Source organism: Micromonospora sp. DT43 (assembly GCF_049841645.1).
In the GTDB taxonomy this organism is placed as follows: Bacteria; Actinomycetota; Actinomycetes; order Mycobacteriales; family Micromonosporaceae; genus Micromonospora.
The window spans coordinates 128,785-155,212 of sequence record NZ_JBNCKR010000006.1 but is presented as its reverse complement, the minus strand read 5'-3'; the positions used below and the strand labels follow the sequence as shown (position 1 = coordinate 155,212).

Annotated in this window: 23 protein-coding genes; 10 read left to right on the top strand and 13 right to left on the bottom strand. The window is 69.1% G+C overall.

Going from position 1 to position 26,428, the window contains the following annotated elements; genetic code table 11:
* The first annotated feature begins 220 nt into the window (after positions 1-220).
* Positions 221-3,079, top strand: coding sequence for a glycosyl hydrolase family 95 catalytic domain-containing protein (locus ACLQ26_RS16905; RefSeq protein ID WP_425745321.1), 2,859 nt, complete (start codon positions 221-223; stop codon positions 3,077-3,079).
* Positions 3,080-3,328: 249 nt separating this feature from the next.
* Here the strand turns inward: ACLQ26_RS16905 and ACLQ26_RS16900 are convergent, their stop codons facing one another.
* The 5 genes from ACLQ26_RS16900 to ACLQ26_RS16880 form a co-directional block, all read right to left on the bottom strand.
* Positions 3,329-4,207: a sigma-70 family RNA polymerase sigma factor gene (locus tag ACLQ26_RS16900; protein WP_425745320.1), complete on the bottom strand. Its 879-nt coding sequence runs from the start codon at positions 4,205-4,207 to the stop codon at positions 3,329-3,331.
* Between the two features lie 4 nt (positions 4,208-4,211).
* Complete coding sequence (locus ACLQ26_RS16895) at positions 4,212-4,892, bottom strand: NAD(P)-dependent oxidoreductase (protein WP_425745319.1); 681 nt, start codon at positions 4,890-4,892, stop codon at positions 4,212-4,214.
* Between the two features lie 105 nt (positions 4,893-4,997).
* Positions 4,998-5,492, bottom strand: a complete 495-nt coding sequence (locus ACLQ26_RS16890; protein ID WP_425745318.1) for a hypothetical protein — start codon at positions 5,490-5,492, stop codon at positions 4,998-5,000.
* On the bottom strand, positions 5,492-6,010 hold the full coding sequence (locus ACLQ26_RS16885; RefSeq protein ID WP_425745317.1) for a SigE family RNA polymerase sigma factor: 519 nt from the start codon (positions 6,008-6,010) through the stop codon (positions 5,492-5,494). Before ACLQ26_RS16885 ends, ACLQ26_RS16890 begins: the two co-directional genes overlap by 1 nt.
* A 123-nt stretch (positions 6,011-6,133) precedes the next feature.
* Positions 6,134-6,694 (bottom strand): hypothetical protein, encoded by a 561-nt coding sequence (locus ACLQ26_RS16880; protein ID WP_425745316.1) that lies wholly within the window; start codon positions 6,692-6,694, stop codon positions 6,134-6,136.
* A 942-nt stretch (positions 6,695-7,636) separates the two neighbouring features.
* Between ACLQ26_RS16880 and ACLQ26_RS16875 the strand changes: the two genes are divergently transcribed.
* Positions 7,637-7,936: a helix-turn-helix domain-containing protein gene (locus tag ACLQ26_RS16875; RefSeq protein ID WP_425745315.1), complete on the top strand. Its 300-nt coding sequence runs from the start codon at positions 7,637-7,639 to the stop codon at positions 7,934-7,936.
* Between the two features lie 130 nt (positions 7,937-8,066).
* On the opposite strand, the gene ACLQ26_RS16870 is transcribed toward ACLQ26_RS16875, so the two are convergent.
* The 4 genes from ACLQ26_RS16870 to ACLQ26_RS16855 all read right to left on the bottom strand — a co-directional run bounded on the left by ACLQ26_RS16870 (position 8,067) and on the right by ACLQ26_RS16855 (position 11,333).
* A complete protein-coding gene (locus ACLQ26_RS16870) occupies positions 8,067-9,335 on the bottom strand; it encodes an RNA polymerase sigma factor (protein ID WP_425745314.1) in 1,269 nt (422 codons plus the stop codon).
* A 37-nt stretch (positions 9,336-9,372) separates the two neighbouring features.
* Positions 9,373-9,744, bottom strand: coding sequence for a YciI family protein (locus ACLQ26_RS16865; RefSeq protein ID WP_425745313.1), 372 nt, complete (start codon positions 9,742-9,744; stop codon positions 9,373-9,375).
* A 67-nt stretch (positions 9,745-9,811) separates the two neighbouring features.
* Complete coding sequence (locus ACLQ26_RS16860; protein ID WP_425745312.1) at positions 9,812-10,501, bottom strand: DUF998 domain-containing protein; 690 nt, start codon at positions 10,499-10,501, stop codon at positions 9,812-9,814.
* A gap of 181 nt (positions 10,502-10,682) precedes the next feature.
* A complete protein-coding gene (locus ACLQ26_RS16855; RefSeq protein ID WP_425745311.1) occupies positions 10,683-11,333 on the bottom strand; it encodes a CGNR zinc finger domain-containing protein in 651 nt (216 codons plus the stop codon).
* 193 nt (positions 11,334-11,526) lie between these two features.
* On the opposite strand from ACLQ26_RS16855, the gene ACLQ26_RS16850 reads away from it, so the two are divergent.
* Both ACLQ26_RS16850 and ACLQ26_RS16845 read left to right on the top strand, forming a co-directional pair.
* Complete coding sequence (locus ACLQ26_RS16850) at positions 11,527-12,747, top strand: MFS transporter (protein WP_425745310.1); 1,221 nt, start codon at positions 11,527-11,529, stop codon at positions 12,745-12,747.
* A 195-nt stretch (positions 12,748-12,942) separates the two neighbouring features.
* On the top strand, positions 12,943-13,926 hold the full coding sequence (locus ACLQ26_RS16845) for an aldo/keto reductase (protein WP_425745309.1): 984 nt from the start codon (positions 12,943-12,945) through the stop codon (positions 13,924-13,926).
* A gap of 147 nt (positions 13,927-14,073) precedes the next feature.
* Here the strand turns inward: ACLQ26_RS16845 and ACLQ26_RS16840 are convergent, their stop codons facing one another.
* Complete coding sequence (locus ACLQ26_RS16840) at positions 14,074-15,477, bottom strand: glycoside hydrolase family 6 protein (protein ID WP_425745308.1); 1,404 nt, start codon at positions 15,475-15,477, stop codon at positions 14,074-14,076.
* A gap of 358 nt (positions 15,478-15,835) precedes the next feature.
* Between ACLQ26_RS16840 and ACLQ26_RS16835 the strand changes: the two genes are divergently transcribed.
* A complete protein-coding gene (locus tag ACLQ26_RS16835) occupies positions 15,836-16,816 on the top strand; it encodes a helix-turn-helix transcriptional regulator (RefSeq protein ID WP_425745307.1) in 981 nt (326 codons plus the stop codon).
* Positions 16,817-16,919: 103 nt separating this feature from the next.
* Here the strand turns inward: ACLQ26_RS16835 and ACLQ26_RS16830 are convergent, their stop codons facing one another.
* Positions 16,920-17,327: an STAS domain-containing protein gene (locus ACLQ26_RS16830; RefSeq protein WP_425745306.1), complete on the bottom strand. Its 408-nt coding sequence runs from the start codon at positions 17,325-17,327 to the stop codon at positions 16,920-16,922.
* Positions 17,328-17,688: 361 nt separating this feature from the next.
* On the opposite strand from ACLQ26_RS16830, the gene ACLQ26_RS16825 reads away from it, so the two are divergent.
* The 4 genes from ACLQ26_RS16825 (at position 17,689) to ACLQ26_RS16810 (ending at position 24,022) form a co-directional block, all read left to right on the top strand.
* Positions 17,689-18,405 carry a GAF and ANTAR domain-containing protein gene (locus ACLQ26_RS16825; protein ID WP_425745305.1) on the top strand — a complete coding sequence of 239 codons (717 nt, stop codon included), beginning with the start codon at positions 17,689-17,691 and terminating at the stop codon, positions 18,403-18,405.
* A 473-nt stretch (positions 18,406-18,878) separates the two neighbouring features.
* A complete protein-coding gene (locus tag ACLQ26_RS16820; RefSeq protein ID WP_425745304.1) occupies positions 18,879-20,252 on the top strand; it encodes a lectin in 1,374 nt (457 codons plus the stop codon).
* A 308-nt stretch (positions 20,253-20,560) separates the two neighbouring features.
* On the top strand, positions 20,561-23,014 hold the full coding sequence (locus tag ACLQ26_RS16815; protein ID WP_425745303.1) for a ricin-type beta-trefoil lectin domain protein: 2,454 nt from the start codon (positions 20,561-20,563) through the stop codon (positions 23,012-23,014).
* A 300-nt stretch (positions 23,015-23,314) separates the two neighbouring features.
* Positions 23,315-24,022, top strand: coding sequence for a GAF and ANTAR domain-containing protein (locus ACLQ26_RS16810; protein ID WP_425745302.1), 708 nt, complete (start codon positions 23,315-23,317; stop codon positions 24,020-24,022).
* A gap of 44 nt (positions 24,023-24,066) precedes the next feature.
* Here the strand turns inward: ACLQ26_RS16810 and ACLQ26_RS16805 are convergent, their stop codons facing one another.
* Positions 24,067-24,465: a ChaB family protein gene (locus tag ACLQ26_RS16805; RefSeq protein WP_425745301.1), complete on the bottom strand. Its 399-nt coding sequence runs from the start codon at positions 24,463-24,465 to the stop codon at positions 24,067-24,069.
* A 173-nt stretch (positions 24,466-24,638) separates the two neighbouring features.
* On the opposite strand from ACLQ26_RS16805, the gene ACLQ26_RS16800 reads away from it, so the two are divergent.
* Complete coding sequence (locus ACLQ26_RS16800) at positions 24,639-25,937, top strand: NAD(P)/FAD-dependent oxidoreductase (RefSeq protein WP_425745300.1); 1,299 nt, start codon at positions 24,639-24,641, stop codon at positions 25,935-25,937.
* Between the two features lie 117 nt (positions 25,938-26,054).
* Here the strand turns inward: ACLQ26_RS16800 and ACLQ26_RS16795 are convergent, their stop codons facing one another.
* Positions 26,055-26,291 carry a hypothetical protein gene (locus ACLQ26_RS16795; RefSeq protein ID WP_425745299.1) on the bottom strand — a complete coding sequence of 79 codons (237 nt, stop codon included), beginning with the start codon at positions 26,289-26,291 and terminating at the stop codon, positions 26,055-26,057.
* Positions 26,292-26,428: the final 137 nt, after the last annotated feature.

Genomic DNA, 26,428 nt, shown 5'->3' with positions numbered 1-26,428 from the left:
GTTACGAGCCCTGAACGGTCAGGGCAACAGCGGCAACGCATTGACCATCTTTTATCTCAGTTGTTAACATGTGACGTCTGATGAATGCCTGACGCCGTAACACCCTCGAAAAACTCAGGCGCCGCCCCTCGTCAACGTTCCGCTTCTCCTGCCCTTCGGTCGCGACGACCGGGGCGGCTGGGGCCGCCGCTGCGTCGCTCGGCTTGCTGAAGGAGACAAGATGTCTGAAGTGACACGAAGGAAACTTCTCGGAGCCGGGGCGGCCGGGGCTGGTGTCATGCTGCTGCCGGCGGGTTGGACCGCAGCCGCGCGGGCCGGGTCGGTTGCACCCCCACAGGTGCTGGCGGCCAACGACATGGCGTTGTGGTACGACGAGTCGGCGGGTACGGATTGGTTACGGGCTCTGCCGATCGGTAACGGACGGTTGGGCGCGATGGTGTTCGGGAATGTCGACACCGAACGGCTGCAGCTCAACGAGGACACCGTGTGGGCCGGTGGCCCGTACGACTCGGCCAACACCCGTGGAGCCGCCAACCTGGCGGAAATTCGGCGAAGGGTCTTCGCCGATCAGTGGACGCAGGCGCAGGACCTGATCAACCAAACCATGCTGGGCAGTCCGGTCGGGCAGTTGGCCTACCAGCCAGTCGGCGACCTGCGGCTCGCTTTTGGCAGTGCCAGCGGGGCGTCGCAGTACCAGCGGACCCTCGATCTGACCACGGCCACCACTACCACCAGCTACGTGCTCAACGGGGTGCGGTTTCAGCGTGAGGTGTTCGCCAGCGCACCGGACCAGGTGATCGTGATCCGGCTGACCGCTGACCGGGCAAACGCGATCACGTTCACCGCCACGTTCAGCAGCCCGCAACGGACGAGCGTGTCCAGCCCGGACGCCGCCACGATCGGCCTCGACGGTGTTTCCGGCAACATGGAGGGCATCAACGGGCAGGTCCGTTTCCTTGCTCTGGCCAATGCCGCCGTGAGCGGCGGCACGGTCAGCAGCTCCGGTGGCACGCTGCGGGTCTCCGGCGCGACAAGCGTCACCCTGTTGGTGTCGATCGGTTCCAGTTACGTCAACTACCGCACCGTCAATGGCGACTACCAGGGCGTCGCGCGGCGGCACCTCGACGCGGCCCGCACCACCGGCTTCGACCAGTTGCGTGGCCGCCATGTGGCCGACTATCAGGCGCTGTTCAACCGGGTGTCGATAGATCTGGGACGCACGACTGCGGCCGACCAGACCACCGACGTGCGGATCGCGCAGCACGCGAGCGTGAACGATCCGCAGTTCTCCGCGCTGCTGTTCCAGTACGGTCGCTACCTGCTGATCTCCTCCTCACGGCCGGGCAGCCAGCCGGCGAACCTGCAGGGAATCTGGAATGACCAGATGGCCCCGTCCTGGGACTCGAAGTACACCATCAACGCGAACCTGCCGATGAACTACTGGCCGGCCGACACCACCAACCTGGCCGAGTGTTACCTGCCGGTGTTCGACATGATCAAAGATCTGACGATCACCGGCGCCCGCACTGCTCAGGTGCAGTACGGCGCGGGGGGTTGGGTCACCCACCACAACACCGACGCGTGGCGCGGCTCGTCGGTGGTCGACGAAGCCCTGTGGGGAATGTGGCAGACCGGCGGCGCGTGGCTGGCCACGATGATCTGGGACCACTACCAGTTCACCGGAGACGTCGAGTTCCTGCGCGCCAACTACCCAGCCATGAAGGGCGCCGCCCAGTTCTTCCTCGACACGCTGGTCAGCCACCCGACGCTCGGCTACCTCGTCACCAACCCGTCGAACTCGCCCGAGCTGCGTCATCACACGAACGCCAGCGTGTGCGCGGGGCCGACGATGGACAACCAGATCCTGCGTGACCTGTTCAACGGCGTCGCACGGGCCGCCGAAGTCCTCAACGTGGATGCCACCTATCGGGCCCAGGTACTGACTGCCCGGGACCGGCTGCCGCCGACGCGGGTCGGGTCCCGCGGCAACATCCAGGAATGGCTCGCCGACTGGGTGGAGACCGAGCGGACTCACCGGCACGTCTCCCACCTGTACGGGCTGCACCCCAGCAACCAGATCACCAAACGCGGCACACCACAACTGCACCAGGCCGCACGACAGACCCTGGAACTGCGCGGCGACGACGGCACCGGCTGGTCACTCGCCTGGAAGATCAACTATTGGGCACGACTGGAAGACGCCACACGCGCCCACAAGCTCCTCCGCGACCTGGTACGCACCGACCGACTCGCACCGAACATGTTCGACCTGCACCCGCCCTTCCAGATCGACGGCAACTTCGGCGCCACCTCCGGCATCGCCGAAATGCTGCTCCAAAGCCACGCCGGCGAACTGCACCTCCTGCCCGCGCTACCATCCGCCTGGCCGACCGGGCAGGTCACCGGGCTCCGGGGCCGCGGCGGATACACCGTCGGCGCCGCCTGGGGCAGCAGCCGAATCGAGCTCGTCGTCGTTCCCGACCGCGCCGGAACCATCCGCGTTCGCAACCGGATCTTCGCCGGCACCTTCGAACTGCGGGACGAGACGAGCGGCAGCGCCGTCCAGCCGACGCGGATCGAGGCCGATCTCGTGGAGTTCGCCGGCCAGGCCGGCCACACCTACCGCGCGTCCGGGGTCAACTCGGGGCCGGTCGAGGCTGGTGCGTACTACCGGCTCGTCGCCCAGCACAGCGGTAAGGCCGCCGATATCAACGGTGCGTCCACCGCCGCCGGCGCGGCGCTGATCCAGTGGCAGAGCGGCAGCGGACAGAACCAGCAGTTCGATTTTCTGTCGGCGGACGGGGGCCACTTCCGGATCAGGGCGCGGCACAGCGGCCTGTTCCTGCAGGTCGCCAGCAACAGCACCGGTGCTGACATCACCCAGCAGCCCGACACGCCCAACGCCGCCAGCCAGCAATGGCGGATCGACGACCAGGGCGGCGGGGTGGTCAGGCTCATCAACCGGCAAAGCGGTCTGGCAATGGACGTTTGGCAGGCCTCGACCGCCGACGGTGCCCGCATCTCCCAGTGGACACCCGGCACCGGCACCAATCAGCGCTTCAAACTTCAACGAATCTAGGGGCTTCGGAGCTGTCTCACGGCTACCGATCACCCAAGGTTTGACCTGCGCTCGGGTGAGGGCCAGCCGGCCCTCACCCGAGCGGGATTCCGACGAGGTTGTAGGTGAAGGCCACCGTCAGGTAGCCACCGCGAGTCCGTTCAGGGACGGCAGGCCATCAGCGCCACCGACCCGAGGATGACCGTTTCGGTGAGGGCGTTCAGGTCCGACGCCATCAAGGCTAACCAGCCGGGAGACCATTTACGTGCGTCAGGAAATCGATCTTCCACGCCGCAGACGGGTCAGCTTGTCCGGGTCGAGGATCATGTCGATGGCGACGATGCGTTCGCCGTCGACGGTGAAACCGACGACGGCGACGGGCCTGCCGCGCCGGTCGCGGGCGACGACCCCGGCGGCGCCATTGACCAACGCGGGAGCGCAGAGGCGCGCGAACAGTGGCCCGGCGTCGGCCGCCCGGGTGGCCACCGCGCGGGCACCGGTGAGTACGGCCGGCGCGAACCGTGCACGTCGTCCATGGTCGGAGCGGAACACCACGTCGGGATCCAGCAGGGTCAGCAGGGCGTCGAAATCGCCGGCGCGTGCGGCCGCCAGAAACGCGTCGACGACACGTCGCTGGGCGGGCAGGCCGGCCCGGGGCTGCGGAGCGCCTTCACGTAGTCGCCGCCGGGCTCGGCTGGCAAGCTGCCTGGTGGCCGCCGGTGTACGTCCCACGACGGCGGCCACCTGCTCGAACGGCATGCCGAACATGTCGTGCAGCACGACCGCGAGCCGTTCGGCGGGCTCGAGGCTGTCCAGCACCACGAGCAACGCGATGCCGACCGCGTCGGTGTGCAGGCTGGCTTCCTCGGGATCCCCGTACTCACTGACCAGCGGCGCCCATGTTGCGCCCAACTGCTCGCGGCGCGCTTGCCGGGCCCGCAGCATGTCGATGCACACCCGCCCGACAAGCGTGGTCAGCCACGCCGCAGGGTTGATGATCGCGGTTGGGTCCGCGCGCGTCGTCCGCAGCCATGCCTCCTGCAGCGCGTCGTCGACCTCGGCCTGCGAGCCCAGCAGCCGATAGGCGACGGCCCGCAGTTGCGGGCGGTGCTGCGCCAACTGCTCGGCGAACCACTGCTGGTCGTCCATGTCCCTATTTCCCGAACGCTTCCCGCCGCAGCATCGCCAACAGCGTCGGAGTGCCCTCGGCGGTGGTGACGGCCACGGTCCGCCTGACCCAGGTGGTGTCGGTGGCCTGGGCCAGCAGACAGGCCGCCAGGTCGGCTCGGCTGGTGAAGATGCCGTCTGAGCGGCTCTCGGAGAGCCGGTATCGGGTGACGCTGTCGCTGTCGAACAGCCCCGACGGGCGCACGATCGTCCAGTCGAGGTTGCTCTCTGACACCAGCTTCTCCATGGCGCGCATGTCGTCGTAGGTGGACTTGCCGATCGTGGCGGTGACCAACGGCTGGATGACGCGGTTGAGCAGGAACCCGCCCTCGGCATGGTGATGCGGCTCGGTGGCACTGGAACTGACAACGACGAGCCGGCGTACACCCTCGCGGCGCATCGCGGCGAGGACCGTCGCGGTGCTGCGGCTGTAGAGCCGCACCGGTCGCCGAGTGAACGGCGTGCCGAGTGTCGACAACACCACGGCGGCACCATCCAAGGGGACCTCCACGGTGGCATCGGCGGCCACCACCTCCAGGCCGGGGCCTCTGACCGGGTACGACTGCGGCTGCCGGGTCACCGCCCGCACCTCATGGCCGGCGTCCAGCGCCATCTGTACCAGGCAACGGCCCGTGCCCCCGTTCGCGCCGAGAACGACGATACGCATCCGGTGTGCTCCCTTCCGAGGTGGCTTCGAAAGGATCGTCGATCCGCCCGGTGGGTTTGTGACATGCGAGGCGCGACGGGCAAGGAGGGGGCCCCCGGCCGACGGTCAGGACGTGCAGAACGACGCGGGCTCGGTCAGGCCGAGTTCCTTGCAGTCCCATCCGTTGCCCTGGTCCTGGAGTCGCCAGCCCTTGCCGGCCGTGTAATGGAACAGGTAGATGATGGCGCTGGCGTTCGGGCGCTCCACGTCGACGGCGGCCCACGTCTCGACGCACTCCACCGGCCTGGACGCGAAGGACCACCCCACCGGCAGCTCGACCAGGGTCCCGAGGCTCTCAGTCGACGGACAGGTGGGTTTTTGAGGGTCGACACTGGTGGGGGTGGCTGCGGGCGGCAGCAACGGGTCGGGCCGGTTCAGGGTGGCGAATGCGGCCGTACCGCCGATGGCGAACACCGCCGCCACCGCGGCGCCGGTAGCGACAGCCCTGCGTCGTTGCACCTGCCGCGATCTGCGCAGGGTGCGTTCGTACATGTCGGCGGTGCCGCCGAGCTCGCTCAGGTCGGACATGGCCTGACGCAGCGGCCCGAGGTTGTCGGTCATCAGGCCTCCTCCATCACGGCCGAGATCAGGTCCGGCGCTATCTGGCGCATGCGAGCCAGCGCCTTGCTGGTTTGACTCTTGATCGTGCCGACCGAGCACTGCAGAAGTTCTGCGGCCTCGGCTTCGCTGCGGTCCTCGAAGAACCGTGCCACCAGCACGGCCCGTTGCCGCTGTGTGAGTTGGGCGAGAGCCTGGTGCAGGGCGACCTTGAGATCGGTACGGCGAGCGTGGTCACTGCCGGGCTGCGCCACGTCGGCGAGTTCCCCGGGCAGGGACTCGGCTACCTTGCGGCGCCGCCACCAGCTGACATGCTGGTGGTACATGGCGGTGCGGGTGTACGCCTCGAAGTGCCCGGGATCATTCAGCCGCCGCCGGCCCCGATGGGTGCGGGCCAGCGCATCCTGCACCAGGTCCTCGGCGAGGTGCCGGTCACCGGTCAACAGGAACGCCGTCCGCAGCAACGCCGGCGAGCGGGTCCGCACGAACTCACAGAAAAGATCGTCTATGGAGTCCGCCATGCTCCGCTCGTTCCCCCCACCTACCCCAAAGTCCTTCAGGCAGCGGCGGCGTCGATGCGGCCGGTTGACTGTGGCGCACACCTTAGCTGGTGTGCGCCACAGCAAACGACAGCGGTCACCCGGTCAGTAGATGCAGAACGGCGCCTCCTTGAGGCCGAGGTCCACGCAGTCGTATCCACTGCCATCGCCGTGGTACTTCCAGCCCGTGCCGGGCACGAAGTGGAACAGGTACGAGCCGTCACCGACGCCCGGGCCCTCCGGATCGGCTCCCGCCCAGTCCTTGACACAGTCGACACTGCCGAAGGTCCAGCCCTTGGGAAGTTCGACCAGAGCCTCGAGGGTCTTCGCCGAAGGGCACTTGGCACTCATGGCCGTACCGCTCGTCGGCTTCGACGCCGGCTTCGGTGCCGTCTTCGTCGGCTCCGAGACGCAGAACGGCGCCTCGCTGATGCCGAGATCCTTGCAGTCCCAGTCGCTGCCCTGGTCGTAGTACTTCCAGCCCGTCCCGGACACGAAGTGGAACAGGTAGACGCCGTCACCCGCCGTCGGGCCCTGCGGATCGCCCGTAGCCCAGTCCTTGAAGCACTTCACTTCCCCGAAGGACCAGCCCTTCGGGAGCTCGACAAGCGACTGGAAGGTCGTCCCGGAGGGACAGTCGGCAACCCCCGCCGCCGGGGCAGCCACCGCGGGCGACGCACTGGGGGTGCCAGCGGCCACAGCAGTCGGCGTCGGAGCGGATGCGGTTGGGCCAGGACCAGACGACTCCCCGGAGTCGCAGGCTGACAGTCCAATGAGGACAGTGGCAACGGGCAGCAGCAGGAGGTGACGAGCAGACATTTCCGGACCCCTATGGATCGTGGCGATCGTCGCTTACATCGGGGTACATGCGATCCGCCGCCCGCAGGTTGCCGCCACCCAGAAAAATTCTTCGAAATCTTCGGCGATCTTGCTCAGGCGGTGTTCACCGCAGGTCACGCCCAACGACCCCGCGCGCCCGGGGGCCACGGCCAGGAGTCCGGCGACCCACGACGGCCCCTGAGGAGACCCGCGGCGGACAGCCCAGAAAATCTATGCTCAAACGGCTAGACATTCTTGAGGGCCAGGGATACTGTTCCTCAGGTATAGAGCAGAGGGATACGAAGACGCAGACGGACCGCCCGGCCGTGAGGTCACGACGGGCGTCGGAGCAGGACCAAGTTTCTGCTCCAGAACGGCAGTGAGCACGTCAGCCCCGGCGTGATGCGCGACGGGGCACCGCAGGTGGGGCCAAGGAACCGCTCAGGGCTCCAGCTGATGTTCGCCGTACGTGTGCGGGGCCGTGAAGTTGCGTGGGCTCCGACACCGGCGGACCGTACGTCGGCAAGTTGGAAGAGATGCAGAGGAAAGGGAGGGCCGTACACCGTTGGATCGCCCGCTTTCGGCCGTCATGTCCGGCCGGGCGGACACCGCAGTTTCCATCGAACGAGAGGTGGTCTCCGGTCACGCATATGCGATCCTCGCACCCGTTGCCGTCAGTGACGGCCGGTGTGGATACGAAGAGCCGACGTTCCAGTCGGCAGATGGTGTTCTGACCCGTAACCCTGGGCCCCGGCGCGTAAGCGCCGGGGCCCTCGACGTGGAGGTGACATGGGGCGAAACCCCGAAGACATGTTCGGCGACGAGGACTACCCCGCCTACACCATCGGGCAGGCCGCGGAGATGCTCGGCACCACGCAGGATTTCCTGCGCCGGCTGGACGAGGCGAAACTGATCGACCCGCACCGCTCCAGCGGCGGGCACCGCCGCTACTCGCGCTACCAGCTGCGCCTGGCCGCCCGTGCCCGCGAGATGGTCGACGGCGGCACCGCCCTGGAGGCGGCCTGCCGGATCATCATCCTGGAAGACCAACTTGAGGAAGCCCTCCGGCAGAACAGAGAGCAGCAGTGAGGGCCACGCCCGGTGTACTTCCCAACCGGATCCGCGCCCCTCGCAGGCCGGGCACGGCAGGACCCATGCCCGGCGTGCCCACCCACCTATCGCTTGCAGGCCCGCCTCGACGGCAGTTCCCACGGCGGAGCTAGTCGATCGGGGTACCGCCTTCGGCCTTCGCCTGGAAGATCTCTCGCTCCTTGGCGTTGCGGGTCAGGGCGGCGGCTCGCGCGTACTCCTGCTGGGACTCGGCCGTCCGACCGAGCTTCGCCAAGAGGTCGGCGCGTACGGCGGGAAGCAGCGGGTACTGGTCCAGAGCCCCACTCGCCTGCACCCGGTCAGCGATGCTCAATCCCTCGGCCGCCCCTTCGGCCATTCCGACCGCGACCGCCCGATTCAACTCGGCAACCGGTGACGGCCACACGTGGGACAGCACCAGGTAGAGCGCCGCGATTCGTGACCAGTCGGTCTCCTGCGTAGACCGGGCTCGGGCGTGACAGGCGGCGATTTCGGCCTGCAGCACGAACGGTCCGAGTATGCCGCCGATCTCCTGCGCCCGAGCCAGGGCGGCGAGGCCGCGCCGGATCAGCAGCCGGTCCCAGCGGGTCCGGTCCTGGTCGCCGAGCAGAATTGCCGCACCGGCCCCGTCCGTGCGCGCCCACGTTCGCGACGACTGGATTTCCATCAGCGCCACCAGCCCGTGCACCTCGGCCTGGTCCGGCATCAACCCGGCCAGCACCCGGCCCAGCCGCAACGCCTCCCGGCAGAGGTCAGGCCGCATCCAGTCCTGGCCGGCGGTCGCCGAGTATCCCTCGTTAAAGATCAGGTAGAGGACTTCCAGGACCGAGGTGAGCCGCTCGGCGAGTTGATCCGGTGGCGGGAGTTCGAACGGCACCCGCTTGGCGGCCAGGGTTCGCTTGGCCCGCACGATCCGTTGACCAACTGTCGATTCGGCGACGAGGAAGGCCCGGGCGATCTCTTCGGTGCTCAGCCCGCCGAGCACACGCAGGGTGAGCGCGGTACGCGCCTCGGTTGACAGCACCGGATGGCAGGAGATGAAGATCAGCCGCAGCAGGTCGTCGCCGACGTGGTCGTCCAACGCGTCGTCCACGGCGTCCTGCTCGTCGACAGGCGCGATCTCCAGGGCCCGGCCGATCTCGGCGAGCTTCTCGCCGTAGCGGATCCGCCGCCGGACCAGGTCGATCGCCCGGTGCTTGGCGGTAGCCATCAGCCACGGGCCGGGATCTCTCGGCACGCCCTGCTTCGGCCACTGTTCAAATGCGATGACGAGGGTGTCCTGGGCGATCTCCTCGGCCAGGCCGACGTCACGCACGATCCGGGTCAGCTTCGCGATGAGATGAGCCGCCTCGATCCGCCAGACCGCCTCGACAACGCGATATGGATCGGTAGCCGTCACGGCTACCGATCCAACCACCATCGAAGATCTCGCCCGCTCATCCCTGTGGTGCGAAGTCCTCCGGCCCGAAGACCCGCGAGACCTCAGCCTCCCCCTCCCAGCCCTGCCACAGGTCACGGTGCAGCCGCATGAACCGGCCGGCCCACTCGACAGCCTCCTCCTTGGAGCGGACCTCGTACACCACGTAGCTGATCAGCTCCTTCGCCTCGGCGAAGGGACCGTCGACGACGCTGAGCCCACCGGCGGTGACCGCGATCCGGGCGCTGTTCGCGGTGGGAGCCAGCCCGCCCATGTCGAGCATCACGCCGGCGTTCGTCGCGTCCATACCGAGTTTCGCGATCGCCTCCATCAGCTCGGCAGGCGGCGGGCCGTCGGGCTGTGCTGCTTTGAGAATCACCAGATAACGCATTTTTCTTCTCCTCCGGACATGCACTTCGGGTTGGCTCGGAACAAGTGTGGTTCGGCTGTGCTGACGATCAGTGCCGCGACACGCGCCGGTAGCGATCGACCGCGACGGCTGCCTGCCAGCCCGAGATCAGCAGTACGGCAGCAGTGAAGGCGAGGATGCTCCAGGCGGCGCCGGCACCCGCGGTCAGACCCAGGAAGCTGACGCCGAACACCACACCGACGCCCCGCGAGGACCAGGCCCAACCAGTCGCGCCCTCGGCGGCGAAGCGGCGGGCCAGCACGAAACACGCCGCGATCAGGCAACTGAACCCGACGGCCCCGGCAGCGAAATGACCGTAGCCGTGCCAACTGATCGTCCCAGGGCCCTCCGGCGTACCGACCGGGAAACCCAGCCCCGGGTCCGCGCGCAGCAGACCGGCGGCAATCAGGCTCACGCCGTACGCGCCGATCAGCCTCGGTGCCCAGCGCGCCCCGGGCCCACTCTCCAGCGCCCGACGCAGTCCGACCGCGAACACGACTGTCAGCAGACCGCTCACCAGGAAGTTCGTGATGTGGATCCAACCTCGGTCACCGTTGCTGAGCATGCTCCACGCGTGCCGTGTCGGGTCGAATCCGGACCGGGTGAACACCTCGACCAGCGACACCGCGACGTACAGCGGGCCGGCGATGACGCCGTACGCCAGGAGGGATTTCGTGACCCGGACCGCCGGGTCGCAGGTCATCGCGGTCGACGTGGTGGTGGTCATCTGCTCGGTCATGGTCGTTGCCCTTCGCGGCGGGTCGGCTTGTCCGGCCCTTCACCCAGTCCCTCGAACGGCCAGACGCGACTTCGACAACCCACCCCAAGATTTTTTTGAGAGCGCGATGATCAGCCCTGCCGTGTTCGGCGCAGGCTCGGTCACGGCGTTGTGTGCAGCCCACGCAGCCTTCGTCGACCGCCTACGAGTGGGATGCGCGGGCGACGCGGCGACGCTCGGTGAGCCGTCGTGCCTTCACCGCGTTGCCGCAGTCGGCCATGCGGCACCAACGGCGGGACCCGCTGCGGCTCTGGTCGAGGAACAGCCAGCCACAGCCACCTTCGCGCACCGGGCAGCGGCGCACCCGGGTCAGGTCGGCCGTCAGCATGACGTCGAGGGCGGCCTCGGCGATCCGGTCGAGCACCAGCATGGCCGGCACGGTGCCGTAGGCCACCCGTACCCGCGACCTGTCGAGCACGAATCGTGCTCGGGCGGCCGCTCCGGACCAGCGCTGGTGGAGTGCGACAAGCGCGGCGCCGGCCGCGACGGGGTCACCCGCCGAAGCACCGTCCGCGTCGGTGATCGCGGCGAGCAGCACGAGAAACAGCCCATCCCGGATGTCGCGTACGGCGGACAGTCCCGCGTGCGCCGCCGCGGGTTCGTCGCGCCACGCCTGCTCAACCTGGTCGGCCTCCGCGTCGCTGAGCACACCCACGCGGGCCGACCAGCGCAGTAGAGCGGAGCTGTCGGACAGGAAGTCGTGTGGCGACGTGCCCCCTCGCTCGAGTGTGTTGACCAGATCGAGCGCGGGATGCCCGCCGACCAACGGTAGCTGGCACACGTCGAGCGGCATGCCGGCCATGCTACCACCTAATCCACTGAAGACGGTTTCGCTGCGGACGGCGTCACCCCCATGGAACGTCCTAGTCAGAGAGTCGGAGGAATTCCAGCTCATCTATGCTACCGTCAAAACTCATTTAGCTGGAATCACGCCACAGCGCCTGTGATCGCCGTGCCGCAGGTGCGGCGGAACTGGGAGGCAGCCCATGACGCACCCACGACGAGCGGTCTACGCCCTCGCCGCGTTGTCCGCCGCCACCTTCTGTTACGTCACCACCGAGGTGCTCCCGATCGGGCTGCTCACGCTTATCGCGCCGGACCTGGGGCGCTCGAGGTCCGAGGCCGGCCTGCTGGTGACCGGGTACGCCGTGGTGGTCATGATCGTGGCGCTCCCGCTGACCCGGGTGACTCGGCGAGTGCCCCGGCGCCCGCTGCTCGCCGGCACCCTCGGTGTGTTCGCCGCGGCGACGACGGTGTCGGCCCTCGCAACCTCGTACGAGATGTTGCTCGCCGCACGGCTGGTGTCCGCCACCACAAACGGTGTCTTCTGGGCTGTGGTGTTCCCCGTGGCGATCTCGATGTTCCCCGCGAACATCCGAGGCCGCATCGTGGCTCGACTGTCGATCGGCAACGCGCTCGGCCCGGTCCTCGGCGTGCCGCTGAGCACCTGGTTGGGCGCTCAGGCCGGGTGGCGGGCCGCCTTCGTCGCGATGGCCGTCCTCGGCTTCGTCATCTGCATCGCGGTCGTCCTGCTCCTGCCGAGCGTCACACCGCAGGACAGTGCCGGCGACACCGGGGCGATGCCGGATCGACACCGCTTCGTCGTGCTCCTCGTCGCCACCGTCCTCGCGGTCACCGGCGCCATGGGCGCGTTCACCTACATGACCGTCTTCCTCCTCGACGTCAGCGGGTTCGCCGCGGCATCCCTCGGCATGCTGCTCTTCGTCCAAGGCTCGTTCGGCGTCGTCGGCACCTGGGCGGTCGGCCGGATCCTGGACCGGTTTCCGCTCGGTGTGGTGCTGGGTCTGCTCGGGCTCCTCACCGCCGCGATGGTCGGCCTCGCCGGGGTCGGCGCGAACAAGGCACTGACCATTCCGTTGCTCGCCGTGGCGGGAATGTCGTTCAGCTCGCTGATCGCGGCACTCCAGCACCGCATCATGCAGGTGACCCCATCCACCACCGACATGGCGTCGGCCAGCCTCAGCGTCGCGTTCAACCTCGGCCTCGCGGCCGGCTCACTCATCGGTGCGGGCCTGCTGGCGAGGGCCGGGGTGCGCGTCATCCCGTTGTTCGGGGGCCTGCTCACCGCCGGGGCGTTCGCGTTGCTCGCCTGCCACGAGCTGTCCCGCAGGAGACCGCGAGAGCACGGAACGGCCGGTCACGATCCCGAACGGCAGCCGGTCGGGCAACCCGCTGCTCACTCTTGAGTCCCGTGACCCGCCCTGTGCAGCAGGTTCCATGGATGACGTAACCCCGGCCGCGAGGGTTTGAGCAGGGACTCCCCGGAGACCTCACAACGGTGTGTGCTTGAGAGGGCTACCGGCAGATCGACACCACTGCCGCCCGTCGTCCGCCGCGCCGGGCGGTGGGCTCTCCACTCGACGAACGACAGGGAGAACAGCATGCGTACGGTGAAGTTGGGCGAGCTTGAAGTTGCCCGCATCGGTCTGGGCGCGATGGGAATGTCGCACGGCTACAGCGGCGCCGGCAGCGACGATGCCGAGTCGATCCGCACCATTCATCGCGCTCTCGAACTGGGCGTCACACTGATCGACACCGCGGAGATCTACGGCCCGTACACCAACGAGGAACTTGTCGGTCGCGCCCTGCGGGGCCGCCGCGACCAGGTCGTGCTGGCCACCAAGTTCGGCCTCGTCTCGCATGACGGCCGCGTCCCCGGGGGCCTGGACAGTAGCCCGGACAACATCCGCACCGCGGTCGAGGGCTCACTCAAGCGCCTCGACACCGACCGCATCGACCTGTACTACCAGCACCGCGTCGACCCGAGCACCCCGATCGAGGACACCATGGGCGCGCTCGCAGACCTGGTGCGGGAGGGCAAGATCCGCTACGTGGGCCTGTCCGAGGCGTGGGTCGACACCATCCGGCGTGCCCACGCCGTACACCCGGTCACCGCCCTGCAGTCGGAGTACTCGCTGTGGACCCGTGACCAGGAACAGATCCTTCCCGTGCTGCGCGAGCTGGGCATCGGGCTGGTGGCGTACTCCCCGCTCGGCCGTGGCTTCCTCACCGGCGCCCTACGGTCCCCGGCGGACGTCGAGCGCCTCGACGACAGCGACTTCCGCAAGAACCACCCGCGCTTCACAGGGGAGAACTTCCAGCGCAACCTGCGCATCGCCGACCAGGTGCAGGAGGTCGCCGACCAGGCGGGGGCGACCTCGGGACAGGTCGCGCTGGCCTGGCTGCTGGCCCAGGGCGACGACATCGTCCCCATTCCCGGCACCAAGCGGGTGAGCCGCGTCCAGGAGAACGTCGCGGCGGACACCGTCACGCTGACGCCCGAACAGGTCGCCACCCTCACCGCGCTGCCAGTCGCCGAGGGCGGTCACCACACCGACGAGCAGATGCGGGTGATCGAGCGCTGACCAGCCCATCAACCCTCCAGCTGAGCCCGGAAAAAGCGATCCGGGCCGCCGAAGGGTGAGTTGGTACTCCCGGTCCCGTACCGGAGAAAGGCAGCGGGCCCGGCGCGGAGGGTGATCCTCCGCGCCGGGCCGCAGTATCGGGTGGGGTCAGGCGGACGCGCAGATGGCCGCGGCCGGGCCGGTGCCGGTGCCCTGGAAGCCGAAGTTTGTCGACTGCCCGGCGCCGACCTGTCCGTTGTAGCCCACGTTGGTGAACCGGACGGTTCCGCTGGCGCCGCTGGCCTGGGCGCTCCACACGCCAGTGATCGCGCTGCCGCCGGGCAGCGTGATGGTCACGGTCCAGCCATTGATGCTCGCGGAGCCGGCGGTGACAGTCACGCTCGCGGTGAATCCGCCGTTCCACTGGTTGACCGCGACCGAGGCGGAGCAGCCGTTACCGGTCGGCGGCGGCGTGGTGGGCGGAGCCGTCGTCGGCGGAGCGGTAGTCGGCGGCGCAGTCGTCGGCGGGGCCGTGGTCGGCGGCGCAGTCGTCGGCGGAGCCGTCGTCGGCGGAGCGGTCGTCGGCGGGTTGGGCGCGCCGTTGGCCAAGCTGAAGGCCAGGTCGGGCTGGAACGAACCGGCCGTGAAGCGGCAACCGTCCGCCTCCCCCGGCGGCTTCACCCAGAGGTACGCGTCGATGTTGGAGTCGCCGGTGTTCGTGGTCGGGTACGGGCCGATGCGCCTGTCGGTGTTGTCGTCGCCGCACCAGTCCCCGCTGGCACCACCGTTGCGGCTGGTGTCGATGACCTGGCGCTTGCCCGAGATGCCCATGCCGTTGAGGGAGGAGATGACGTTCCGGCCGAAGTTCGCCTCGTTGGAGGTGGAGTTGAAGTTCGACACGTTTGTGAAGAAGCCGTCGGCGTACTGCACGCCTGCGGCCCGGAGCCGATTGGCCGTCTCACCCGCGCTGTTCCAGGTGGAGTGGCCGCCGTCGAGGTAGACCTTGGCGTTGGGATTGCCCGACTTGATGGTCCGGGTTGCCGTCGAGATCGCCTGGTTACGGGCGTTGAGCTCACCGCTGCTCAGGCACGTCGTGAGGGCGAGGGAGTCGGTCTCCAGGATGATGATGACCGTCTGGTTGCCCAGCCCTCGGGCGAAGTTGGACACCCACGTCTGGTACTGGTTGAGGTCCGGCGCACCACCGGCGCTGGCGCCGCCGCAGTCCCGGTTGGTGATCTCGTACACCGCGAGCACCGGGATCTGCTGCGCCGCGTTGGCGGCGCCGATGAACCCGGAGACCTCGGACTGCACAGTCGACGGGTTGAAGTTGGCGAACCAGCGGGCCTGCGGCTGGCTCGCGATCTTGTCGCGGATGACTGCGGCACGCGAGTCGCCGGGGTTGGCGGCGACCCAGCGGATGACCGCCGAGCTCGGGTCGCGGTAGAGCGATCCGGAGAGCGTGCCCGCGGAGGCGCTGCTCACGGCGAGGCAGACGCCGATGGCGGCGGCGCCCACGACGGCCGCCGCGCTAGTGACCGCCGATCTGCGGCGGAGCGACGAGAGGATAGCCACGACGTGTTGCCTCCTGGTCACATAGACGTTTCCAATTTTGTGGGAGCGTTCCCATGGACGGTAGCGGAGGCACGCGCCGCTGCCAAGACGTACACGCTCATCGATAGGATCGGAGTCGCCGATGGTCGCCCGCATTGGACGGCCACGCGAACGGCCGGGCGCGGGTGCCCCTGCCCGACTGCTTGACCAAGGGCACCCGCCGGATCGCCGTGGCAAAGGCCCGAGCGGCGATCCACCTGCTGCATATCGGCAGCCGGTGCTGTATCGCCATCGAGGAGAGCATCGCGCTACGCCTGTCGCGAAGGTGATGCGTATCGTGGACAGAACGGTCGTCCGGGGTCCTGGGAGAGGCGTCGACATGGCAGACGGCAACCTCTACTCCGGCTCGCACTGGCAGCGCTACGCCACCCGCGACACCGACGAGGCGCACGACTTCGTCCGGCGGGCTTTCCTCGACATCAAGGTGCGGTTCTCCGGTGAGGGCCGCGACGGAGCCGGCCTACGCACCGCCACCACCTCGCTCGCCGACGTCGGCGTGACCCGGCTGCACTACTCGGCGCGCACCCAGGCTCAGACGGCTCCGGACGGCGACCTGAACATCGCCTACCTGATGGGCGGCCGCTTCACAGTCGCCAGGGCCAAGGACGAGTACCGCATGCGGTCCGGAGACGTGATGCTGATCCTGCCGGACCACTCCGAGGACCTCACCTACGACGACATCGACACGTTCGTCGCCCGCCTTCCCCGCGCCCTGCTGGAGGAGGTCGCCCACGCAAAGACCGGCATCAACGGTACGGAGCTGCGTTTCGACAGTTCCCGGCCGATCTCGGCGGCGCTCGGTCGACACTGGACCCAGACCCTCTCCCACCTGACCAGGGCCGTGCTGTCCGACCCCACCCTCATGACCAACCCACTGATCACCGAGAACGCCCGCCACCTGCTCGCGGCGACGGCCCTGGCCGTGTTCCCCAACACCGTCCACACCGCGGCCCTGCGCTCCGCCGGCGAGGTGACTCCCCGAGCGTTACGCCAAGCCGTCACCTACGTCGACGACCACGCCGGCCAGCCGATCACGGTCGACCAGATCGCCGCCGCGGCCGGCGTGGGTGCCCGGGCGCTGCAACTCGCGTTCCGCCGTCACCACGACACCACCCCGATGCGGTACGTCCGCCGGATCCGCCTCGAACGCGCGCACCGCGATCTGCAGACCGCCGATCCGAGCACGGGTGTCACCGTCGCCATGATCGCCACCCGCTGGGGCTTCACCCACCTCGGCCGCTTCAGCACGGACTACCGCGCCGCCTACGGCAGCAGCCCCAGCCAGACACTGCGCACCTGACACGTGGCCTCGGCACCGCCATCCGCGGTGCGACCGCCGGCCCGCGACCGTTTGCCGGCCCGCCCGGGGTCCATCCGGTCACCGGTCGCCACCAGCGGGTGATTCAAGCAGAGACCGGCCTCGCGCAGGGCACGCGTGACTCAGGCGGCGGTGCTGCCGGCACCTCCGTGTCGATTCGGGTGCCAGTTGCCACAAGCAGGTGGGTCACGCACGGGGCGGCCTCGCGCAGGGTCAGCGTGACCCCTGCGCGGGTGGCGGCGTGCTGTGCCCGCAGCAGGGCGCTGATGCCGTGGGCGCTGAAGAAGGTCACCCGGGAGAAGTCGAGTACCAGCCGTACGGGACGCCGGGCGATCACGTGTTCGGCCAGCTCGCTGACGAGGTGCGCGGTGCTCATGTCGACCTCGCCACGAACGGTGATCACTGGCGCCAACCCAGCGCTGTCCAGGTCGAGCGTCATGATCGGCTTGGCGGGTTGAGCGCGGTGCCGATCAGGCCTGGTGAGGACGGACATGTCGCCTCCCGATCTGGTGCATCGGTGAGTCGGATCCGCCGCGGCATCGAGACGCGCGAGCGGTTGACCTGGGCACATGTCTTGACCCGCCGTCCACCCTACCCACGATTTCGCCGTCGACACCACCCAGGTGGCGGACGGTCTCACTTCGCGCCCACGGCCGCTCGGCGGGATATCCTGGCGAATCTGTAGTCCACATCCGCCTTACCTGGATGTGGCGAATCGGCGTCAAAGCAACGGCGTTGGTCCCGAATCCGCCCCGGTGGGTCCGTGCAGCGGTCCGGCGACAGACGGGCTGCCATCCGCGCCCCGCCTGGTTCCTGCTGTACGACGGGCGTGCCAGCCGTGAGGACCTGGTGCCATGGCCTCCCCGCCGACGGACCCCGCTGACGCCTTCGCCGAACTCGGCCGCATCAAGCTCGGTGAGGTCGCTCTCGATGACGTGCTGCAACGCGTCGCCGAACTCGCCAAACGCGTCCTCTCCACGCCGGTGGAGGTGTCCGTCACGCTCGTTCGCGGCGGCACCGGGCGCACCGCGGCGTTGACCGACGACCTGGCACTCGACATGGACGAGCGGCAGTACGCCCAGGGAACCGGCCCCTGCCTCGACGCCGCCGCCAGCGGCGACCTCATGTCCGTCCCCGATCTCCGCGTCGAGGACCGGTGGCCCGACTGGACCGAGCGCGGGCTGAAGACGGGGGTGGGCAGTTCCGTCTCAATCGGCCTGCCGATCCAGGAGGCGGTAGTCGGCGCGTTGAACGTCTACGCCCGCACCCCGCACGCCTTCGACGACGACACCATCACCGTCCTACAGACCTTCGCCGCGTACGCCGCCGTCGCCCTCGCCAACGCGCACCTCTACGACAGCACCGCCACCCTCGCCCAACAGATGCAGGAGGCGATGGCCAGCCGCGCCGTCATCGAACAGGCCAAGGGCATCATCATGGCCGAACGCCGCTGCACCCCCGACGAGGCCTTCGCAATCCTGTCGAAGGTCTCGCAGGACTCCAACCGCAAGCTCCGCCACGTGGCCCAGGCCCTCGTCGACCGAGCAGCCAGGAAGCCCTCCGCGTCCTGATCCTGCCCGCGGCGCGGCGGCCGGTCGTGCTCGACGCCGACACCGCGGCACCTGGTCAGGTGCCGGTCGGCGCGACGGTACGGCTGGCAGCCATCGCATGGGCTCTCCGGGCCGCAACCTGCCGGACACGGCATTGACATATTTCACTGTGCGATCTAGCGTCGGGCCGAATCGATTCGACGCCGAGGCGTGTGCTCCGGCGCCGTCCGACGGTCGGTCGCGTGGTGTTCGGGTGCGCACGGTGCGGGCCACCAGCGATTCGACGACCACCTGGTCACGCCTGGGCAGCGCGACCAGTGGCGAGGCTGTGGCGATGAGCCGGCCGGGTGCCGTGGCCGCTTCGCCTTCCGGAGTTACATCCACGGTGAGTGTGGCCGGCGGGGGCGACCAGGAGTGGCATGCCGTGGCGGTGCAGGAGTCGCCGTGGACCCCTACACCTGAATCAGTTCGTGCCGAGTGGCGGGAGCCCCATCATGACAAGACGTAGACCCATCCTTGGTTCACTCGCGACGGCGGCGCTTCTCGTCGCGACAGTGGGCGTGACGGCAATGACAGGCGGTCTGAGCACCACCGCGTCGGCCGCGGACATGACACCGGCCGCGGCGACCGCCGGGTGCGGCAAGGCGCCCACGTTGACAAGCGGTCAACGGTCCATCCAGAGCAGCGGCCAGAACCGTAGCTTCATCCTGCGGATCCCCGACAACTACGACCGGAACCACCCGTACCGGTTGATCTTCGGGTTCCACTGGAACGGTGGCACCATGAACGACGTCGACGGCGGCGGGTCGGACGGGGCGGCCTGGTCCTACTACGGGCTGCGGCAGCAGGCGAACAACAGCACCATCTTCGTCGCCCCCCAGGGCAACGGCAACGGCTGGGCCAACCCCGGCGGCCAGGACGTCACCTTCGTCGACAACATGATCAGCCTGATCGAGGCGGACCTGTGCGTCGACACGACGCAGCTCTTCGCGCTCGGCTTCAGTTACGGCGGAGGCATGAGCTATTCGCTTGCCTGCTCCCGGGCCGGCGTCTTCCGCGCCGTCGCGGTCTACTCCGGCGGGCAGCTCAGCGGGTGCGGCGGCGCCACCCAGCCGATCGCCTACATGGGCATCCACGGCATCGGCGACCCGGTGCTCAACGTCTCCGCCGGACGGTCCCTGCGGGACACGTTCGTACGGAACAACGGGTGTACCCCACAGAGCCCGCCGGAGCCGAGGGCGGGCAGCCTGACCCACATCACCACCACCTACTCGGGCTGCCGAGCCGGCTATCCGGTGGTGTGGGCAGCCTTCGACGGCGGGCACACCCCCGGCCCTGTGGACGGCGGCGGGGACAGCGGCGCCAGGACCTGGACCAAGGGTGAGGTGTGGAGGTTCTTCACCCAGTTCGGCAGCACCGATCCCACGCCGACCCCGACCGTGACGCCGACGGCAAGCCCTACGACCACCCCGCCGCCGAGCGGCACGTCGCCCCTGCGCAACGGAAGCTCCGGGCGGTGCCTCGACGTCAACGGCGCCACGCAGACCAACGGCGCGGCAGCGATCATCTGGGACTGCCACGGTCAGAGCAACCAGAGCTGGACCTCGACCGCGGCCGGGGAGCTGCGCGTCTTCGGTGGCAAGTGCCTTGACGTCAATGGCGCCGGCACCGCGAACGGCAGCTCGGTGATCATTTGGGACTGCAACGGCCAGTCCAACCAGCGGTGGCGGTCCAACGCCGACGGCTCGATCACAGGTGTCGGTTCGGGCCGGTGTCTGGACGTGGTCGGCAACGGCACGGCCAACGGCACGCGCGTCCAGATCTGGGACTGCAACGGCGCGACCAACCAACGATGGAGCCGCAGCTGAGCACGGACAGGCATCGGTAGGGATCTCCACGGACACGGGCCGGCGGCCGAACCACTCGGGGCGGCCGCCGGATCCGCCCGACCGAAATTCATCATATCTATCAACCGATTTTTCGACGATCCGTCGCCAGAGGTCGCGGAAGGCGATCGACAAAACGGCAGTTCACAGGGCGTTGACCGCCGATCGATCCGGTGCTTAACATATGACGTCTTTTCATTAAAGATCTTCGATAGGCGGCCTCCTGCGTGGTACGGCAGCTCGATGCGCCGTACGGCTCCGGGGCCGAAACGCCTGGGGAGGCGAGCCAGATGTTCGACAGAGAGAATCATCGGCACAGCACTGACGACGGTGGGCCACGCCGGTCATGGCGGAGCACGTGGCATCCGCGTCGGTTGGCCGCATCGTTAGCGGGGGCGGTGGTGCTGGCGGCGGCAGTGCTGACCGGGTTCGCCTCTCCCGCCCAGGCGGCAACCGCCATCACGATCAACGGTGGGTCCGGTGGACGGGCGCTCGACGGGATCGGCGCGGTAAGTGGCGGTGGCGGCAACAGTAGGTTGCTTATCGACTACCCGGAGCCCCAGCGCAGTGACATCCTGGACTACCTGTTCAAGCCGGGCCGCGGCGCTGCCATGCAGCTGCTGAAGACCGAGATCGGCGGGGACACCAACTCCACCTCCGGCGCCGAGCCCAGCCACGAGCACACCCGGGGCAGCATCAACTGCAACCGGGGCTACGAGTGGTGGCTGATGGAGCAGGCGAGGTCGCGCAACGCCAACATCGCCCTGGCGGGCCTGGCCTGGGGAGCGCCGGGCTGGATCGGAAACCGCAACTTCTGGTCCCAGGACTCGATCGACTACCTGGTGGCCTGGCTGGACTGCGCGGCCACCCACGGGCTGACCATCAACTACCTCGGCGGGTGGAACGAGAAGGGTTACAACGCCAGCTGGTACAAGAACCTCCGCTCCGCCCTCAACTCCCACGGCTACAGCAGCGTGAAGATCGTCGCCTCGGACGACTTCGGCTGGGGCGCCGCCGACGAATCGCTGCGCGACCCGGCGTTCGCCAACGCCGTACAGGTCTTCGGCAGCCACTACGTCTGCGGCTACCGCAGCGCCCAGACCAGCTGCCCCAGCTCCGGCAACGCGGTCTCCACAGGCAAGCAGCTCTGGGCCAGTGAGAACGGCTCCGACGACTACAACGCCGGAGCGCAGGCCCTCGCCCGGGGCATCAACCGCGGCTACATCGACGGCAAGATGACCGGTTACATCAACTGGCCCGCCATCGCCGCCATCACCCCGAACATCCCCTGGGCGACCACGGGCGTGGCGGTTGCCCAGCAGCCCTGGTCCGGCGCGTACTCCATCGGCAAGAACACCTGGGTGATGGCGCAGACCACCCAGTTCACCGCCCCGGGCTGGCGCTACCTCGACGCATCGAGCGGCTACCTCGGCGGCAACCGCAACAACGGCAGCTACGTCTCGCTGAAGTCCACGAACAACAGCGACTACAGCACCATCATCGAGACGATGGACGCCGGCTCCGCGCAGACCCTCGACTTCACAGTCACCGGCGGCCTGTCCACCGGCGCCGTGCACGTCTGGTCGACGAACGTCCGGTCGAACAACACCGCCGACCACTTCGTCCGGGGCAGCGACCTCACGCCGAGCGGCGGGCGCTTCTCGCTCACCGTCCAGCCCGGCTACGTCTACAGCATCGCCACCACCACCGGTCAGGGTAAGAGCACGGCGACCAGCCCGGCCGCGGGCAACCTGGCGCTGCCGTACAGCGACACCTTCGACAGCTACGCCGTCGGGCGCGAGGCGAAGTACCTGATGGACCAGCAGGGTTCGTTCGAGATCGCCGGCTGCGCGGCTGGTCGCGCGGGCCAGTGCGTACGCCAGATGTCGGAGCAGACGCCGATCTTCTGGACGTCCGGTCAGGCAGAGCCGTACACGCTGCTTGGCGATCTGTCGTGGCGCAACTACACGGTCTCCTCGGACGTGCTGCTGGAGAAGTCCGGCTACGCGCAGCTCATCGGTCGCGCCAACACGTACAACCACCAGGGGCCGCAGAACCTCAACGGCTACTACTTCCGGGTGACCGACGGTGGCGCGTGGTCCATCAGGAGCAACAACACAAGCGGCAACTGGCGCACGCTGGCCAGCGGAAACACCTCGGCGCTGGGCACCGGCCGTTGGCACAAGCTGTCGCTGACGCTCAACGGGAGCACCCTCACCGCGGCGATCGACGGCACCACAGTCGGCACGGTCTCCGACTCGACCTGGGTCGCCGGCCAGATCGGGTACGGCACGGGTCAGGGAGTCACAGCCCAGTTCGACAACCTCACCATCACGCCGGTCGGCAGCTCCGGGAATCCGGGTGCGACCACGGCGATCCGGGGCGCGGGCTCCAACCGGTGCCTGGACGTCAACGGTGCCAGCCAGGCCGACGGCTCGGTCGTGCAGATCTGGGACTGCAACAGCGGCGCCAACCAGCAGTGGACGCTCACCGCGAGCAACCAACTGACCGTCTACGGCAACAAGTGCCTCGACGCGGCGGGTACCGCAGCGGGAAGCCGCGCGCGGATCATGACCTGCAACGGCGGTGGTGGCCAGCAGTGGCGCGTCAACGCCGACGGCACGATCACCGGGGTCGCGTCGGGGCTCTGCCTGGACGTCAACGCCGCGGGCACCGCCAACGGCACCGCCGTCCAGATCTGGACCTGTACCGGTGGCAGCAACCAGCAGTGGATCCGCGGCTGACGGGCTGACGTCCGCACGAGGACCCGTACCGGATCGTGGCGGCCGGCCGCTCAGCTGAGCGGCCGGCCGTCGCCGCGTTGTCGTTGGGGCACCTGACCGAGGCGGGAGTATCGTGACGGGCCTGTAGCCCACATCCGCCGTACCGGGTGTGGCGAATCGGCTTCAAGCAACGGCGTTGGTCCCGAATCCGCCCCGGTGGGTCCGTGCAGCGGTCCGCCACGCGTGGGCCGCCATCCGCGTGCCCTCATCCCCCCGGTCCGATTCTGGTTGGGGGCGCGCCGGCCCTGAGGACCTGGTGCCATGCCCCGCCCGCCGACGGATCCCGCCGACGCCTTCGCCGAACTCGGTCGCATCAGGCTCGGCGAGATGAGGCTCGACGACGTCCTGCAACGCGTCGCGGAGCTGACCAAACGGGTGCTGTCCCCGCCGGTGGAGGTGTCCGTCACGCTCGTTCGCGGCGGGACCGGGCACACCGCTGCGTTCACCGACGACCTGGCCCTCGAGATGGACGAGCGACAGTACGCGCACTGGCGCGGCCCGTGCCTGGAGGCCGCCGCGGGTGGCAGCATCCTGTCCGTGCCCGACCTCCCCGCCGAGGACCGGTGGCCCGAGTGGGCCGAACTCGGACGGGCGGCGGGGCTGGGCAGTTCCGTGTCGGTCGGCCTGCCGATCCAGGAGGCTGTCGTCGGCGCGCTGAATGTCTACGCCCGCATCCCACACGCCTTCGACGACGACACCATCACCGTCCTACAGACCTTCGCCGCGTACGCCGCCGTCGCCCTCGCCAACGCGCACCTCTACGACAGCACCGCCACCCTCGCCCAACAGATGCAGGAGGCGATGGCCAGCCGCGCCGTCATCGAACAGGCCAAGGGCATCATCATGGCCGAACGCCGCTGCACCCCCGACGAGGCCTTCGCAATCCTGTCGAAGGTCTCGCAGGACTCCAACCGCAAGCTCCGCCACGTGGCCCAGGCCCTCGTCGACCGAGCAGCCAGGGACACCTGAGCGCTGGGCCACCGAAGCGCCGGGGACACCCGCGCTCCGCGCGGTTAACTGCCGCGGGCCTTGCGGGTGCTGTTGTTGCTGGCCTTGCGGATGGCCTCGACGAGGTCGGACTTCCTCATCCGGGACCGGCCACGGATGTCGAGTTTCTTCGCCACGCCAATCAGGTGTTCCTTGCTGGCGTTGGCGTCGACCCCACCGGCGGTGCTGCCGGAGGAACCACGGCCGCCAGCGGCCTTCTCGTCGCTCGGCCCCTTCTTGCCCTTCGGCTCCCAGTGGTCGCCCACCTTCTCGAAGGAGTGCTTGACCGCAGCGAACGCCGTGCGGTGGGCACGCTCGCCCTCGCCGTACGAGTCGACCGCCGAGTCGTGCGCCTCCGCGTAGGTGTCCTGTGCCTTCTTCGGGGATCGCTTCAGGGTGCTGGGCATGTCCTTCCGTGCCGGCATCGTCGCTCCTCTCATCGACTGTTCTGGGTGACGTGCCCGCGCCAGCAGGGCACCAAACGCCCGTTTCGGCGGGAGATCCGAGATGCTGCCGCTGGACAGGTTTCCGCCGCAGGAGCGGGGTTACCTCTTGCTCGGGACCGAGGAACGACAGCCGATCACCGAGGGGATCCGTCATGGCCCGACCCAGGATCGTCATCGTCGGCGGAGGATTCGCCGGCTTCCACGCCGCCCGCCGCCTGACAGGCGTCGCCCGTGGCGCCGCCGACGTGGTGCTGGTGAATCCGACCGACTACTTCCTGTACCTGCCGCTGCTGCCGGAGGTCTCCGGCGGGGTGCTCGACCCGCGCCGGGTCACCGTGCCGCTGGCCGACACCCTGCCCGGCGTACGGGTGGTCCTCGGTGAGGTCGACGGCATCGACACCGACGGTCGTACCGTCTCCTACGCGGACCCCGAGGGACGCCCCGGCCGGCTCGCGTACCACCGGCTGGTCCTCGCCGCCGGCAGCGTCAACAAGCTGCTTCCGATTCCCGGCGTCGCCGACCACGCCCACGGCTTCCGTGGCATCCCCGAGGCCCTGCACCTGCGCGAACGGCTGATCCAGCAGATCGAGATGGCCGACGCCACCGACGACCCGGTCGAACGGGAGGCCCGCTGCACCTTCGTGGTGGTCGGGGCCGGCTACACCGGCACCGAGGTCGCCGCCCAGGGCCAACTGTTCACCGACGAGATCATCCGCCACCACCCGAGACTCAACGGGATCCGCCCGCGCTGGCTGCTGCTGGACACCGCCGACCGCGTCCTGCCCGGGCTCGCCGACCGCATGTCCCGGGTCGCGGGGCGGGTCCTGCGCGAGCGCGGGATCGAGGTGTGCCTGGGTACGTCGGTCGCAGAGGCCACCGCCGACGGCGTCCAGCTGTCCGACGGCCGGTTCGTGGCGTCCCGCACCCTGGTGTGGTGCGTCGGGGTGCGACCCGACCCGCTCGTCGGGGCGACCGGCCTGCCCACCACCAGGGGGCGGGTCACAGTCGACGAATACCTCGCCGTGCCCGGCCACCCGGAGATCCTCGCCTGCGGCGACGCGGCCGCCGTACCGGACCCGGCCCGGCCCGGTGAGATCACGCCGATGACCGCCCAGCACGCCGTCCGACAGGGCCGGCTTGCCGCCGACAACATCGCCGCCTCGTACGGCGTCGGTCGACGCCGCCCGTACCGCCACCGCGACCTCGGTTTCGTGGTCGACCTCGGTGGCTGGCAGGCCACCGCCAACCCCCTGCACGTGCCGCTGTCCGGGCTGCCGGCCCGCGCCGTGGCCCGCGGTTACCACCTGCTGTCCCTGCCCGCCAACCGTGCCCGCACCGTCGCCGACTGGCTCTTCGCCGCCGTCGGCTCCCGACCCAGCGTCCAACTCGGACTCGTGCCGGGCGCCGCGGTGCCACTGGACACCGCCGCACCGGAACGGGCCCGAGGCTGATTCCTCCTGCCAGAACCGGGCGGCCTGCACAATGCCGCCCGTCACCGGCTCGTGCCCGGAACCGAACGCCCCGCAGCCGAAGGGCTGCGGGGCGCGGCGGCTGTTGGCTCGGCGCGGTCACCCGTGGCGGGCGGCGCGGTCGCGGTCGGCTTCGGCGTCCGCCCTTCCGACCGGGGTGCCGTCGCCGTCGCGGTTCGCACGGGACAGGTCCACGTCGGCACCGGCCCGGGCGGCGTCCGCCGCCGCGTCGTCCGCGCCGACGACCTCCCCGCCGGAGGTGGCGCCGTCGCCGTCGTCCTCGGTCAACCGCCCGGCGGCGGCCAACCCGATCGGTACGTACCTGGGCTCGGTCATCTTGTCCTCCTCAGGATTCGCTGCCTCCCCTACCGCTACCCCGGCTCGCCCCGGGCACACCGCACAAGTCGGACCGGTTGGACCGGGCGGGCGTCGCCCACCTCGCTGTCGGCGGACTCCATGTCGGAGAGTCAGGG